This window comes from Terriglobus saanensis SP1PR4, assembly GCF_000179915.2.
GTDB lineage: Bacteria > Acidobacteriota > Terriglobia > Terriglobales > Acidobacteriaceae > Terriglobus > Terriglobus saanensis.
The window spans coordinates 4,252,449-4,266,416 of record NC_014963.1 but is presented as its reverse complement, the minus strand read 5'-3'; the positions used below and the strand labels follow the sequence as shown (position 1 = coordinate 4,266,416).

Annotated in this window: 14 protein-coding genes; 4 read left to right on the top strand and 10 right to left on the bottom strand. The window is 58.7% G+C overall.

Annotation, left to right across the window (positions count from 1 at the left end; translation table 11 throughout):
• Positions 1-40 precede the first annotated feature (40 nt).
• Both der and ACIPR4_RS17575 read left to right on the top strand, forming a co-directional pair.
• Complete coding sequence (gene der / locus ACIPR4_RS17580) at positions 41-1,942, top strand: ribosome biogenesis GTPase Der (RefSeq protein WP_013570013.1); 1,902 nt, start codon at positions 41-43, stop codon at positions 1,940-1,942.
• Positions 1,943-2,198: 256 nt separating this feature from the next.
• Positions 2,199-3,317, top strand: a complete 1,119-nt coding sequence (locus tag ACIPR4_RS17575) for a serine hydrolase domain-containing protein (protein WP_013570012.1) — start codon at positions 2,199-2,201, stop codon at positions 3,315-3,317.
• 64 nt (positions 3,318-3,381) lie between these two features.
• On the opposite strand, the gene sthA is transcribed toward ACIPR4_RS17575, so the two are convergent.
• Positions 3,382-4,779, bottom strand: a complete 1,398-nt coding sequence (sthA, locus tag ACIPR4_RS17570; protein ID WP_013570011.1) for a Si-specific NAD(P)(+) transhydrogenase — start codon at positions 4,777-4,779, stop codon at positions 3,382-3,384.
• Between the two features lie 194 nt (positions 4,780-4,973).
• Here sthA and ACIPR4_RS17565 point away from each other — a divergent pair, with 194 nt between their 5' ends.
• A complete protein-coding gene (locus tag ACIPR4_RS17565) occupies positions 4,974-5,249 on the top strand; it encodes a hypothetical protein (protein ID WP_144312472.1) in 276 nt (91 codons plus the stop codon).
• Positions 5,250-5,384: 135 nt separating this feature from the next.
• Here ACIPR4_RS17565 and ACIPR4_RS17560 read toward each other — a convergent pair whose 3' ends face one another.
• From ACIPR4_RS17560 to ACIPR4_RS17525, 8 genes are all read right to left on the bottom strand, one after another.
• Positions 5,385-5,759, bottom strand: coding sequence for a hypothetical protein (locus tag ACIPR4_RS17560; protein ID WP_013570009.1), 375 nt, complete (start codon positions 5,757-5,759; stop codon positions 5,385-5,387).
• Positions 5,760-5,847: 88 nt separating this feature from the next.
• Positions 5,848-7,296 (bottom strand): Asp-tRNA(Asn)/Glu-tRNA(Gln) amidotransferase subunit GatA, encoded by a 1,449-nt coding sequence (gene gatA / locus ACIPR4_RS17555; protein WP_013570008.1) that lies wholly within the window; start codon positions 7,294-7,296, stop codon positions 5,848-5,850.
• Positions 7,297-7,397: 101 nt separating this feature from the next.
• Positions 7,398-7,724 (bottom strand): Asp-tRNA(Asn)/Glu-tRNA(Gln) amidotransferase subunit GatC, encoded by a 327-nt coding sequence (gene gatC / locus ACIPR4_RS17550; RefSeq protein ID WP_013570007.1) that lies wholly within the window; start codon positions 7,722-7,724, stop codon positions 7,398-7,400.
• On the bottom strand, positions 7,717-7,989 hold the full coding sequence (locus tag ACIPR4_RS17545; protein WP_245536377.1) for a DciA family protein: 273 nt from the start codon (positions 7,987-7,989) through the stop codon (positions 7,717-7,719). The genes gatC and ACIPR4_RS17545 overlap by 8 nt, the downstream gene beginning before the upstream one ends.
• A 10-nt stretch (positions 7,990-7,999) precedes the next feature.
• On the bottom strand, positions 8,000-9,166 hold the full coding sequence (locus ACIPR4_RS17540; protein WP_013570005.1) for a glycosyltransferase: 1,167 nt from the start codon (positions 9,164-9,166) through the stop codon (positions 8,000-8,002).
• A 34-nt stretch (positions 9,167-9,200) separates the two neighbouring features.
• Positions 9,201-9,953, bottom strand: a complete 753-nt coding sequence (locus ACIPR4_RS17535) for a sugar transferase (RefSeq protein WP_013570004.1) — start codon at positions 9,951-9,953, stop codon at positions 9,201-9,203.
• A gap of 259 nt (positions 9,954-10,212) precedes the next feature.
• The gene (locus ACIPR4_RS17530; protein ID WP_013570003.1) at positions 10,213-10,797 is read right to left on the bottom strand and encodes a D-glycero-alpha-D-manno-heptose-1,7-bisphosphate 7-phosphatase; all 585 of its coding nucleotides are present in this window, start codon (positions 10,795-10,797) and stop codon (positions 10,213-10,215) included.
• Positions 10,794-11,843, bottom strand: a complete 1,050-nt coding sequence (locus tag ACIPR4_RS17525; RefSeq protein WP_013570002.1) for a glycosyltransferase family 9 protein — start codon at positions 11,841-11,843, stop codon at positions 10,794-10,796. The genes ACIPR4_RS17530 and ACIPR4_RS17525 overlap by 4 nt, the downstream gene beginning before the upstream one ends.
• Positions 11,844-11,914: 71 nt before the next feature.
• Between ACIPR4_RS17525 and ACIPR4_RS22840 the strand changes: the two genes are divergently transcribed.
• Entirely contained in the window at positions 11,915-12,079 is a 165-nt protein-coding gene (locus ACIPR4_RS22840; protein WP_013570001.1) for a hypothetical protein, read from the top strand.
• Positions 12,080-12,091: 12 nt separating this feature from the next.
• Here ACIPR4_RS22840 and ACIPR4_RS17515 read toward each other — a convergent pair whose 3' ends face one another.
• A complete protein-coding gene (locus ACIPR4_RS17515) occupies positions 12,092-13,963 on the bottom strand; it encodes an HAD-IIIC family phosphatase (RefSeq protein ID WP_013570000.1) in 1,872 nt (623 codons plus the stop codon).
• Positions 13,964-13,968 lie beyond the last annotated feature (5 nt).

Genomic DNA, 13,968 nt, shown 5'->3' with positions numbered 1-13,968 from the left:
TGACGCAGGTTTAGTGCTCCATAACTGCTAGCCTTGAAGAATGGCAAAGGTAGAGAAGAAAAGGCTCGGAAAAAAGCACAGGCAGGCGTCTACTCGTCCGCATAAGGGCAAGGCGACCAAGGCTGAGCAATTGGCGAGCGGAACACGGGCGGCAACCTCGCCCAAGGCGCGTAAGGAAGCAGCGGCGAAGAAGTCCGCTGCGGCGGCAAAGGCGCGTACACGGCGGCAATCGCCAGAGTTTGAAAGCAAAAAAGTCGTCGAGCAGAGCGAGCACGGCAGAACCACCGGTGCCAAAGGCGCAGTGCCGCGCGGCGCGAAGGCGACCCAGCGCGACATCAAGGAAGCCGCGATCGAGCGCGCCTCCGCCCGGCACGCGAAGCCTGACTCGGCCTCGCAGACCGCAGCAGAAGAGCAGCGTCCGCGCACACACCTCTCCGCGCTCGAAGATCGCGAGACCGAACGCGCCGTGGCTGCCAGCCTTCCTCTGATCGAAGAGCTGCAGAAGCCCTCTGCGGCCATCGACGCTCCGCTCATCGCGGTCTGCGGTCGCCCCAACGTCGGCAAAAGCACGCTCTTCAACCGCCTCACCGGCACCCGCCGCTCCATCGTCGGCGACGAACCCGGCATCACGCGCGACCGCATCTACGGCGAAATCGAGTGGCAGAGCGAGTACGCCCGCATCGTGGACACCGGCGGAGTCGTTCCCGATGACGAAGCCCTCATCCCCAGCGAGATCTATCGTCAGGCCCGCGTCGCCCTGGACGAAGCCGACGCCATCATCATGGTCGTCGACGGTCGAACGGAGCTCGCCGCTCCCGATCTGGAACTTGCCCGCATTCTCCTGCGCAGCGGCAAACACATCTTCCTGGCCGTCAACAAGATGGATACCGTGCAGATCACCAGCGACGCGGAGAACTTCCGCCAGCTTGGCTTCCGCGACGTCTTCGCCATCTCGGCGGAGCACAACAACGGCATCGGCGACCTTCTCGACGCGGTCTTTGAGACCCTCCCGCGTCCCGAAGTCGAAGCTCCCGAAGAGCTGGAAGAGGTCTGGGAAGAAGAGCCCGACCCCAACGCGCCCAAGCCGCGCAAGCTGCGTTCGCACGGCGAGTACGACTCCAAGGAGACCAAGGTCGCCATCATCGGCCGCCCCAACGTCGGCAAAAGCACGCTACTGAACGCCCTCACAGGCACCGACCGCTCCATCGTCTCGCCTATCGCCGGAACCACGCGCGATGCCGTGGATGAACTCGTCGAGCGCAACGGCCACGGTTTCCGCTTCGTGGACACCGCCGGCATCCGTCGCAAGGGCAAGACCACGCTCATGGCGGAGAAGCTCTCCGTCATCATGGCGCGCAAGCATCTCGAAGCCGCGGACGTTGGCCTGCTCATCATCGATGCCACCGAAGGCGTCGCCGCGCTGGACGCCAACATCGGCGGCTACGCGCACGAGAGCGGACGTTCCGTGATCATCGTCGTGAACAAGTGGGATCTCGTCACGACACACCGCACCGACGGACAGCCCCCCGCAGACCAGAAGGCTTACACGGAACAGGTGCGTCACGCGCTGAAGTACCTCGACTACGCCCCCCTGCTCTTCATCTCCGCCGCCGAGGGCATCAACGTGAACTCGGTCTTCCGCGAAGTGCAGAAGGTCGCGCGCGAGCGCCGCAAGCGCGTCACCACGGGCCAGATGAACCGCTTCCTCGCTGACGTCGACTTCCAGCGCGCCAGCGTGCCGATGAACAAGCGCGTGAAGATCTATTACATGACGCAGGCCGCCGTGGCTCCTCCAACCTTCGTCCTGTTCACCGATCGCGACGTGAAGCTGCACTTCGGCTTCGAACGCTTCCTGGAAAATCAGGTCCGCGAGGCCTTCGGCTTCGTCGGCACCCCCATCTGGTTCAAGGTAAAAGCCCGCAACAAAAAGAAAACCGCGTAGCGTACCCTCGTGCCCCATTTTTTCGCGGCCTCATCGCGAAAGGGCGGGGTCGCGCGGAGCCCACAAACCAGATCCTCAGAAATCAAACCGGGTGCCCCATACATCGCGCTCTTTGCGATGTGTGGGTATTCGCGCGAAAGCGCGAACCGCTTCGAGCGTAGCTCTCCTACACCCGAAACTAATGTTCTTATCGCGACTACATTTAACTTGAGGAACGGGTCAAAGAAACAGGAGAATCAGCCTAGGGGAGCAGGTTTTGAGCTATCCGAACGCAAAATCCCAGGTGAAAAGGGCGGTGCTTCTCTCACTGGCTCTAACGACCTCAAATCTCAATACCCAGACCGCAAATCTTCCAAAAGCACTCCTGACTATCGACAGTTTCCTGAACCAGGAGACAGCATCCGGCAACTTTCGCGGGTCGGTTCTTATCGGGAAAGGCGGCTCGATTGTCTTCGAGAAGGGCTACGGCTTTGCGAACGAAGAGTGGGACATACCCAATTCAACAGGAACCAAATTCAGGATCGCATCCCTCACAAAGCAGTTCACAGGGGCCGCAATTCTCCTGTTGCAGGAACGACACCAACTTGACGTGAAAGATCCAATAGCCAAGTACGTCGCGGATCTTCCTCCGACCTGGCAAGCAATCACCCTTCATCAGCTTTTGACACATACCTCAGGCATTCCTAATTACGCGGAGATGCCTCGCGTTGATCAGATACTTAACCGGACCGGCGCTACACCGAAAGAATTGGTCGAGGTGGCCGCAACGAAACCTCTGGAATTTACGCCAGGATTACAACTCCGCTACACAAATACTGGATATGTTTTGTTGGGAATGGTGATCGAGAAGGTCTCTGGAGTCTCTTACGCGGACTTTCTCCAAAAGAACATCTTCATGCCCTTGGCCATGACAAACTCGGGCTACGACAAACAATTCCCCATCCTCAAAGAACGTGCTTCGGGATACATGCGAAGGGACGGACAGACCATCAATGCAGAGTTCATCGACATGAGTATTCCGAATGCTGCGGGCAGCATTTATTCGACGGTTGAGGATTTGTACCGCTGGAATGAGGCATTCGCGAATGGCAAACTTCTATCGGAAAATTCAACGCGTCAGATGTTTGCCCTCTACCCCGAGACCCTGCTGCAGGGCATGCACTATGGATATGGCGTCGTGCTGGCGGAGCGTTTTGGCCGGGCGTTGTATTACCACGGTGGCGGTGTCAAAGGGTTTGAATCAGTGATTCAGAGATATACCAAAGACAAAGTCTGCATTATCGTGCTCGAAAATATCGATCCTTCGGCACCGTGGGAGATCGGAGACAGGATCGCTTCAGAGCTATTTGGCATCCCAAAAGCGATAGCCAAATAATGCCAGGGAAGAGTCCCATGCGATTATTTGGCTACTGGTACGAAAATTTTTAGCGGAGCCGGATCTACTCGAACTTACTCAACCGGTTCAAGCCATTGAACGCAGCGACCTTATAAGCCTCCGCCAGCGTCGGGTAATTGAACACCGTATCCACAAAGTAATCGATGTTTCCACCCAGAGCCATCACAGCCTGTCCGACGTGCAGCAGTTCGCTGGCGCCTTCGCCAATGATGTGCACGCCGAGGATCGACTTGTTCTCGCGATGGAAAATGAGCTTCAAACGGCCTGTCGTATCTCCACGAATCTGCCCACGGGCGATCTCGCGGTAGTAGGCGACGCCGACCTCGTAAGGCACATCCTCTTCCGTAAGCTGCTCTTCGGTCTTGCCGAGGAAGCTGATCTCTGGGATCGTCCAGATGCCGTACGGGTAAAAGCTGGGGTTGGAGAGGATGCTCTCGTCTCCAAAGGCCCGCGCTGCAGCCACACGGCCCTGCTCCATGCTGACCGAGGCCAGGGAAGGGAAGCCGATGACGTCGCCCACGGCGAAGACATTGCGTGCCTTGGTGCGGTAGTCCTTATCGACCGGGATACGACCGCGCTCGTCAGATTCGACGCCGATGGCGGAGAGGTTCAGCTCATCCACATTTCCCTGGCGACCGACTGCAAACAGAAGGGCATCGCCCTGGATCTTCTTCTTGGACTCCAGGTTCGCGACGACGGAGCCGTCTTCCATCTCTTCCACGGACTCCACTTCCTCGTTCATGCGCATCGTGACACGCGCATCGCGAAGGTGGTAGCTCAAGGCCTCGACGATCTCCTGGTCGGCAAACTCCAGCAGGCGTGGGCGGCGCTCAATCAACGTGACCCGGACGCCTAGAGCGGCGAACATGCAGGTGAACTCGACGCCGATCACGCCTCCGCCGACGACGATCATCGTCTTCGGAAGGGTCTTGAGGTCCAGCACCAGGTCGGAGTTGATGATCGAGGTGCCGTTGATCGGAACTTTTACTGAAGCCGCAGGCTTGGTGCCAGTAGCGATCACGATGTTGGCCGACTCGTAAATGGTGGAACCACGCGAGTTAGTTACCTTTAGATGGGTGGCGTCTACAAAACTGGCCGTGCCGGTGAGCATCTCGATGTTGTTGCGCGAGAGCTGGGCTTCGGTCACGTCGATCTCGGTCTTGATCACGTGCTGAACGCGGAAGGCCAGATCGGCCATCGTGATGCGTTCCTTCACGCGGTAGTTCATACCGTAGATAGATTTGTAGTTATAACCGGAGAGGTGAAGGACGGCTTCGCGCATGGTCTTGGAAGGGATGGTGCCGGTAGAGATACAGGCTCCTCCGACCACTTCGCGCATTTCAATAAGAGCGACTTTTTTACCGAGTTTAGCGGCATAAATAGCGGCCCGCTGCCCGGAAGGGCCAGAGCCAATAACGATCAGGTCGTATACGGTGGTCATGCGCTGTGCGGCTTCCTCTTGTTCTGTAGGACGTGCGCCGTATGTTCTCAGATTGACTGGGCCATTGTGCCTCGTGCCAACCGCTTCAAGCTTGAGGCTACCACATTTATTCCGTGTTATTTTCGGACACGAAACAGGCCGCCGGAGGGTTCCGGTGGCCTGTGGTACGTCCCTTAGCGGGCATAGTTGCTTCCGTGATCCTCGTAGCGGTCATGTACGAGGCGGTGCTCTGCCAGGTTGAAATCGCGACGGTTCTCGAAGCGCTGTGGCTCAAAGCGTTCGTCCGTGTGGTTGAAACGAGACTGCTCGAAGCGGAAGTGCTCTTCCCGCTGGCGCTGTTCGTCAAAACGCTGCTGTTCGCGGAAATCTCGACGATTGTCCCGCCGGTCTTCTCGTCCATCATTCCGGAAGGAGTTCTGCGCATGGGCGGCAGTGGAGGCAAGAAGTGCGAAAGCGAGCGTTGCGGCTGAGACAAAACGTGTGCTGCGCATAAGATTCACCTGCTGGTGATGCACCTGCGGTTAAGAAACGTTCACTGCATCTTCAAAGAGAGAAGCCAGGCGGTGATCGCCTGGCCTCGTTTGGAAAGAGTGGTTTGGTTGCCGTTACCGGCGTCCTCCGCCACCACGAGATCCTCCACCACCACGACCGCCGCCAAAGCCGCCGCCACGTGCGTAACCGCCACCGCCGTATCCACGTCCGCCTACAAACCCGCGACCGCCGTAGAAGCCTCGTCCGCCATAAAAGCCGCGGCCATAACCATAGCGCCCGTAGAACGCCGGGCCATAGCCGTAGTAAGGGCCGTAGCCGTAGTAGGGGTAATAGCCGTAGGGATACGGAGCGTACCCATAATAGGGAACTCCCACGCTGACCCCAAAGGCAACCTGAGCCTTGGCTTGCGGTGCCGGAGCCGCGATGAAGAGCGCGGCTGCAAGGGCGGCGCCCGTAATCCATTTTGTGATTGTCTTCGTGATCTGCATGTAAAACCTCCCTTGTTGCATTAGTAAGAACACAGGAGTTTTGCAGGTGTTGCGCGCGACTTTCACCAAAAAATGGGTTGCGGACAGATTATTTTTTAGCATCCTCGATGGCCTGAGCGACGCGAAGAAGCTTGGCCTCCTGGAAGTGACCCGCAAGTACCTGAACGCCAATGGGGAGATGTTCCGCCGTTTCGCCGACGGGCACGCTAATGCCGCTGATTCCGGCCAATGAGGCGGCGACTGTGTAGATATCCGCGAGGTACATGGAGAGCGGATCTTCTGTCTTTTCACCGAGTTTCCATGGAGGCGTGGGGGTGATTGGAGTCACGATGGCGTCCACCTCGGCAAAGGCGGCCAGAAAATCCCGCGCCAGAAGCGTGCGGACCTGCTGCGCCTTGCGATAGTAAGCGTCGTAGTAGCCCGAGGAGAGCGAGTACGTGCCCAGAAGGATCCGGCGCTTGACCTCCGGTCCGAAACCCTCTTCGCGCGACTCCTTGTAGAGCTCCGAAAGGTTCTTCGGGTGGTCGACGCGATGGCCGAAGCGTACGCCGTCAAAACGCGACAGATTGCTGCTCGCCTCGGCTGTCGCCAGGACGTAATACGTTGGAACGGCGTACTTTGTATGCGCCAGGGAAATCGGATGCGTAGTGCATCCGGCAGCTTTAAGCTGGTCCAGCGTCCGCTCCACGGCGGCACGGATCTCCGGCTCGAGGCCTTCGCCGAAGTACTCGGCGGGAATGCCGATCTTCAATCCGGCAACGGGGGCCTTCGTCGCGGCAACATAATCCTCCACCGGGGTTTGCGAAGCGGTGGCGTCCATAGGATCTGGGCCGCTCAGGACAGAGAGCATGGTGGCGGTATCGCGCACGGAGCGTGTCACAGGTCCGACGCGGTCCAGCGAAGAGGCAAAAGCGATCAGGCCGTAACGCGAGATGCGTCCGTAGGTAGGCAGCAGGCCCGTCACGCCGCAGAACGCGGCAGGCTGACGCACCGAGCCGCCCGTATCCGTGCCTAGCGAAGCAACACAGAAGCCCGCGGCGACGGCTGCGGCAGAGCCCCCGGAGGAGCCTCCGGGAACGCGGTCCAGCGCTCTGGGATTCCGAACCGGCCCGTAGGCGGAGTTTTCATTCGATCCGCCCATGGCAAACTCGTCGCAGTTCAGCTTGCCCAGAAGGACCGCTCCCGCGGCTTCCAGCTTGCGCACCGCCGTGGCGTCGTAGGGCGGATGGTAGTTTTTGAGGATCTTGGAGCCTGCCGTAGAGGGCGCACCCTGCATCGTCAGAACATCCTTGATGCCGATGGGGACGCCCGCCAGGACGGGGAGGTTTTCGCCCGCCTTCAGCATGCCGTCGATCTTCTCCGCCTGCTGCATCGCGCGCTCTTCGGCAAGGGAGAGAAAGGAGTTGATTTCCTTCCCCGGGACTTGGTCTTCGGTTTTGATCTTGTCAAAATGAAGTTGGGCTAAGGCGCTGGCGGTCGTTTCGCCGGAACGGAGCGCGGCGAGGGTGACGTCGATGGTCAGGGTCTTGAGATTCATGATTTGGTCCTAATCTTTGCTCATACTTCGTGCCTTGCAACAGCCGGTTTTCGCCGTAGGCTGCGCTTCAAGGACGGCATTCCATCGGTGAGCGGAGAGTTTTAGCGCTCGATGACTTTTGGGACTTTGAAGAAGCGGCCGTCGGTATTCGGTGCTTCCTGCATTACGGTGGCGCGGTCGACGGAGGGACGTTGCTCGTCGGCGCGAAGCCATGTGGAGTCGGCCTCATGCAACAGTTCGGTAATCTGCGCCAGCGGCGGGACGCCGGTGGTGTCCAGTTCGCTGAGCTCGGCGATATAGCCAAGCACGGCGTTCAGATCGCGCTGCATGTGCGGCTCTTCCTCAGGCGTGAGTTGAAGGTTGGCAAGCGAGGCGACGTGGCGGACTTCTTCGAGGGTGACGCGTTCGGGGTTCGTGATTTCAGTCATGGCTGTATTCAAAAAGTATATCGGTGAGCGGCACACGCGCGATGCGGGAGAGTTCCCCTCGGAGCTGGGGCGTCATGCTTCGAAGCTGTTGGAGCCAGGCTCTATCCGCAACATGCACCGTGACCACTGTGCCTTCCAGGCGCGCGACGAGGGAATGCACCGCGATGGAACTTCCGGCTGCAACGGGCCAGGCAGCGGCAAGCCGTTCCACAGGGGGAAGCGCGGAGAGCGAATCTCCGAGAACGGACCGGAGAAGATCGCGCATCGTCTGCATGCTAGGAGACGGTTCTGAGCAGGGTAGAGCGCTCTAAGGCAACGCACTCTTCCAGAGGCGCCATGGCTTCCATCGCCTGCGGGGCATGGGAGAGAACGAAGTCGCGCATCTGTTGCAAAAAGATGGGCGTTGCAAAGTTCTCAGCATGTTTCTGTATCGCGGTGGAACAGAAGCTCGATTCGATGGACTCGAAGTGTTCGATGGCCGCGATGAGGGCGTCTTCGGATTGCGATGGGAAGTAGACGCCCGTCGGCTGGTCGCCGTAAGCGTCGACTGTCTCTAAAGATCCGCCAGCGCCATATGCAATCACGGGACGTCCGCAGGCCTGTGCCTCCAGAGGGACCATGCCAAAGTCCTCATCGGCGGCGAAGAGCAGGGCGCGGGCGCGGGCGTACTCATTCCAAAGATCTTCATCCGAAAGCTCGCCAAGGAAGGTTACATTTGGTCCTGCAAGTTTGCGCAAACGGGCCTCTTCCGGGCCGGTGCCTGCGATGCGAAGAGGCCGGTTCAGGCGATTGCAGGCGGCGATGAGCAGATCGGTGCGTTTGTAAAAGACCAGACGGCCCGCAGCCAGATAGTGATCCTGCGGCTCCAGGATACGGACCCTCTGCAGATCAATGGGAGGGTGAATCACTGTGCTCTCGCGACCGTAATAACGCGAGATCCGGTCCGCCACATAGTTGGAGTTGGCGGCGAAGGCGGTCACGCGGCGTGCGGCAAGCGCGTCCCAGTCGCGCACATATTTCGCGGTCAGGGTAAAGGCGAGACGGGCGGGGCCGTACATCTGATTGCGGTACTGATCGTAAGCGTCCCAGAGATAACGCATGGGAGAGTGACAGTAGCAGAGGTGGGTTGCATCTTCCCGTTTGAGCACACCCTTAATAGGGCCAGAGTCCGAGGACACGATGAGGTCGTATTCGCGGACGTCCAGGTGTTCGACTGCCGAGGGGTAAAGCGGAAGAAACTGGCGATGATGGCTCACCGCGCCAGGGATATTTTGCAGATAAGAAGTGGTCAGCTTGCGATCTTTCAGCGACTCAGGAAGTCCTGAGTCGGCGGAGACGAGCGTGATCAGATCCGCTCCGGGAAATAAAGAGGCGATGCACTCCGCGACGCGTTCCCCCCCGCCACGGGTGACAAACCAGTGATGGAGGATGGCTACGCGCATGTAACCGATGGTACAGAAGACTTAAGGTGCGTGGTCAAAAAGCACCGTTGCTGTTGACCACACAACGCACGGTGCGAACCAGGATCTTAACGTCGAGCCAGAGAGACCAGTTCTCGACATACTTGCGATCTAGGGCGACGCGCTCATCGTAGGTGAGAGTGGAGCGTCCGGAGGACTGCCACAGGCCGGTTACACCTGGCTTGACAGCGATGTAATAGGCAAAATCGCTGCCGTACTTCTCAACCTCGGCGGCGACGATAGGCCGTGGGCCTACAAGGCTCATGCGACCCGTAAGAACATTCCAGACCTGCGGCAGTTCATCCAGAGAAGAGCGACGCAGGATATTGCCGATGCCTGTAATCCGCGGATCTTTCTTCAGCTTGTGGTTCAAAAGCCACTCTTCGCGGTCTTCGGGGTGCAGGGCGAGATGACGTTCCAGGACCTCGGCGGAGTTCTGGCACATGGTGCGGAACTTCCACATGGAGAAGAAGGCTCCTCCACGGCGGATCCGGCGGTGCGAGAAGAAGATCGGTCCCGGAGAGCTGAGTACTACAAGAAGCGCAACGATGGTGCCTATCGAAAGCAGGAAGGGTGAAAAGACAAGAACCATCCCGATATCGAAGACCCGTTTGAGAACGATGTAGTCAAAGGTGTTCGCTGGCGACTCGAAGCCTACGCCATAGGCATTGGTTCTACCCGCATGCGTGATCTGTGGGGAGAGCTGTTCGAGATACGACTGGGAAGTCGCAACTGCTCTGGACTCCGGTGATTGGTCTTGCAAAGGCATGCTCATCCTGGTTTATAGTCTGCGGCAGCGAGTTACCTGAAAAAGGCAGATAGCAGGGGTAGCTCATCTCCGCCTTAAGGTGCCATGCGAAGCAAGTGAAAGCATTTCACTACTGCAAGTCCTGTTGATGGGAATGAACCGTATGAACCCAGCTCACCGCTCCTCAAGGATCTTCTTGTCTATGTTGAGTATAGATGCACTCTGTCACAATAAGTTGTGCGAGCACACAAGCTGGATACTCGCAAGTAACGAGGATAGTTCAAGTTATCGTTGACGAAGTAGGTGGGGCAGACTGGAAGCCCAGCTGAAACGCTGCGACTTCGAGACTTTGTGCCCTTAGATATTTGGATAGATTCTCCTGTTCGCAGGGTGAAACTTCCGTGCCGTCGAGGAGAATCAACAGGGGAACACCGGCGGCTGCTCCCGCAGCCAGATCCGAGCACCTGTCTCCGATCAGGGCAGACCGGGAGAGATCGAGATCGTACTCCCGCGCCGCTTGAAGCAACATGCCGGGCCCAGGTTTGCGGCAGTCGGTATCGCGTTTGTACTCATTCAAGCCATGCACTGGATGAAACGGAGAAAAGTAGACGGCATCCACGTCGGCGTCTTCGGCAGCCAGGAGAGACCGCATGTGCCGCATGAGCGCCTGAAACTGCTCCTCGGAGTAAAGCCCTCTCCCGATTCCAGATTGGTTGGTGATCACGATGATGGCGTAATCGCGGCTGCGAGCCTGACGAATCAGCTCAAAGATCCCGGGGACAAAACGGACCTCTTCCGGGCGATGAAGAAAGCCGACTTCTTCGTTGATAACGCCATCCCGATCGAGAAAAAGCGCGGGCCTCATACGAAGGCCCCTGGAGGGGGCTGCGGGACGACCACAAACGGAGAAGCAGGTTCGCCCTCAAGAAGCACTTGAAGCTGCTGGAAGGCCATGGCGGGAGTCACCTGCTGAATACAAAGGTTATTGGTGCACGCTGCGAAGTTTCCCGCCACGTAACAGGGGCGGCAGGCAAAGCCTTCGCCTCCCCAGATGGCCGCAGTGCCGGGGCGGCGCGGAAGCCGCTCCCAGGGAGAGATTGGGCCAAAGATCCCGAGAAGTCTTGTCTTTGTGATGCCTGCAAGATGAAGTGGGCCGGTATCGTGGGTGACCACTGCCGCGGAGGCGTCGAAGAGGGCGAGAAGTTGAGGAAGCGAGAGCTGCGCGATGAGATCGATGACCGGAAGGTGCTCAAAATAGGGTCGAATCCAGACGTCGTCCGGGCCGCCCGCGAGCACGACTTCATAACCAGCCTCCAACGCTATCCCGGCGAGCGAGACATAGCTCTCCGCAGGCCAGCGGCGCAGCGCGTCATCTCTCAGAAGATTTTTTGCGCCAGCCGGTGCCAGCACGATGCGCATTCTCTGAGGGGGCGGAAGCGGAGACGGAGGCAGATTGGCAGGGAAGATGGGGGCCAGCGAGTCAGGCACCGGGCCCGCATCTTCTCCTACAAGAAGCCGCGCGTACTCGTCGGTGTGATGGCGATTGGGAAGCAGGTCCAATGCTCGGTCGCCCTGCCGCAGAAGAATCTTCCGCCGCGCACGCACAGGAAGTGTGAGCGTCTGGTAACGCCGGTCATAGTAGATCGTGGCAATCGTGTCGTAGTGGGAAAGGCCAAGCTTTCGCCAGAGACCGATCATCGTTTGCAAGCGTTGGATCAGGCTGGATTGCAGAAGCGCACGCTCGTCGACCGGAATGGGATGCACCCACGGATAGAGTTCCAGAATAGGAAGAACGCCTCGCCCGCAGATCCAGTGAATCTCGTGCCCGCTTTCGTGCAAAGCAAAGGCCGCAGGCAACGTCATGATGACGTCGCCAATGGCACCGAGTTTAACGATTAAACTGCGAGGCATATCAGTCCAGTGTAAGCGAGGGCATCTCGCAGCGGCTTTGGCGGAATCTGATGGGAAGAGGTGAAGAGACGATGAGTGATCCCAGACCGAACGAAAGCAAGTATGGCGGAGAAGGTGAGCATGGCAAGCCTACCCATGTGACCTCACCTGTGCCCGAGAAAAAAGAGGGAGAGATTAATCCCTCCGCACCGAACGATGTCACGGTGACGCCTGGTTCGATGGACAAGCAGAAGTGACGAGTGATCGTCCTACTCATGGGTGATGAGCATGGGAATCTCTGCGGGTGAGTATGCTCCGACATCGAGAGAAAACCATTGGGCTTCGGAAGTGGAGACTTCCGGTGTGAAGCCTAGACGGGGGAAGAGGTTCTCAACGGGGGTGTTTTTCGCTGTGGGCCGAAACTCTCCCTCAATGAGGTCGAGCTGACGTTGTTTTGCTTCCTCCACGAGGAGGCGAAGCACGGCATCCTCCACCCGCCTGCCCAGTACGCGGCAGCTCATCAGCCATGTATCGATCACGAGACTCGTCTCACGAACGAAGGCGATGAGGAGGGCGATGGTGCCGTTGTCTCCAAAGCTGTCCCTCAATTGAAACTGCAAAGTCACCGTACAGGGATCCTGCATCATGACGCGAAGCTCTTCAGCGGTATGACGCCGCGTGGTGACATTGAACTGGTTGGTCTTCTGCGTGAGTTGCGCAATGCGCTGGAGATTGGCTTCGTCGAAGGGACGATAGCGCAGCTCCATCTGTAGTGAGCGCAGGTATCCATCGAGATCGGTGACAGAACAGCGGAGATCTTCGCGGGACTGATTCGCCTGATAGTGGCGTGCGCGTTCGAGGTCTTCCGGAGTGAGTCCGAGGGATTCGAAGTATCCTGCGCGTGCGATGGTGGCCGCGAACAGCGCGGGATCTTCGGGCAACTCCGGGACGGCGACCTCCGGAAGTTCGCGGCGAACAAGAGCGCGCTCGAAGGGGTTGTCATCCACAAAGACCAAAGAGTCCAAACCAATGTTCAGGTGGTGAGCGATGGTTCGCAGATTGGTAGGTTTGTCCTGCCAGTTAGCGTAGAACGCGGCAAAATGCTCGCGCCGCAGCAAGGTCTCAGGATGTTGCGAGAAGGGAGGAAGGGCGGCAGCTTCCTCATTCTTGGAGCAGACGGCGAGCAGGATGCCGCGATCGCGCAGGCGCAGGCAGAACTGGTGGAACGCAAGAAACGCTTCGCCTTCGGCATGCCCGTGGCCAAGCTGAATGCCTTCCACGCCGTCGTCGCCGATGACGCCACCCCAGAGGGTATTGTCGAGATCGAGAACGAGGCATTTGCGAGACCTTCCGAGGTGCGCGGCGAGTAACGGTGCAAGGGCCTCTGCGTACAAGGGGGCAGCAGCGGGATTGATGATCTGCTTGGCTCGATGCCATAGAGCGGGGTCGTGCCAGATGGTGAGACCATCCTGTGCGGACGGTGCGGTCACGTCGAGCAGAGCAGCGCCTTCGCGGTCGGCCTCTGTGGTCAGTTCTAAGTTGAAACGCTGGAGGATGCTCTCCGGAGACGTTGAAAGACGATGCTCGTTCGAACCGAGCAGACGCGGGAAGACGGGAAGCATGGTCTGGTGAAAGAGTGCCGCCGAGGTATGCTCGCGCGCGAGCTTCCACGCGAGGCGCACACGATCCATGGGCTCGCCCTGTTGTGCGAGTTCGACTATATGGTGTTCGTCAAATGCGAAGAGCAGAGCCTGCGGATTGAAGCTGCGCAGTCCTGAAAGCGGATCGGCAAGCTCCTGCATGTACTGCCCGTATCCGCCTTCATAGATCTCAAGCACGATGCCTCGCCGAAGCGCCGCGACCCGCATGCTGGGCAAAAGGTGGCGCGTCGTGGACGACGCGAGCAGGCCGAGTCGAAGAGAAATAAAGCTGGCTGGGATTGAATGAGTGGCGACGGTCTTTGTGAGAGCGCGATCCAGCTTCGCGTTTGCAAGAAAGTCCAGGCGGAAGTTCGCCAGGGCCTGCAGGTGTAGCCAGGGATCTGCGGTCTGTTGTGCCTCAGAGAGGCGCGCAGACCAGTCTGCTGGAGCGGTGGGCAGCCATTGCAGAAGACATTCCGGATTGAAGGAGGTGTGCGCCACGCGAT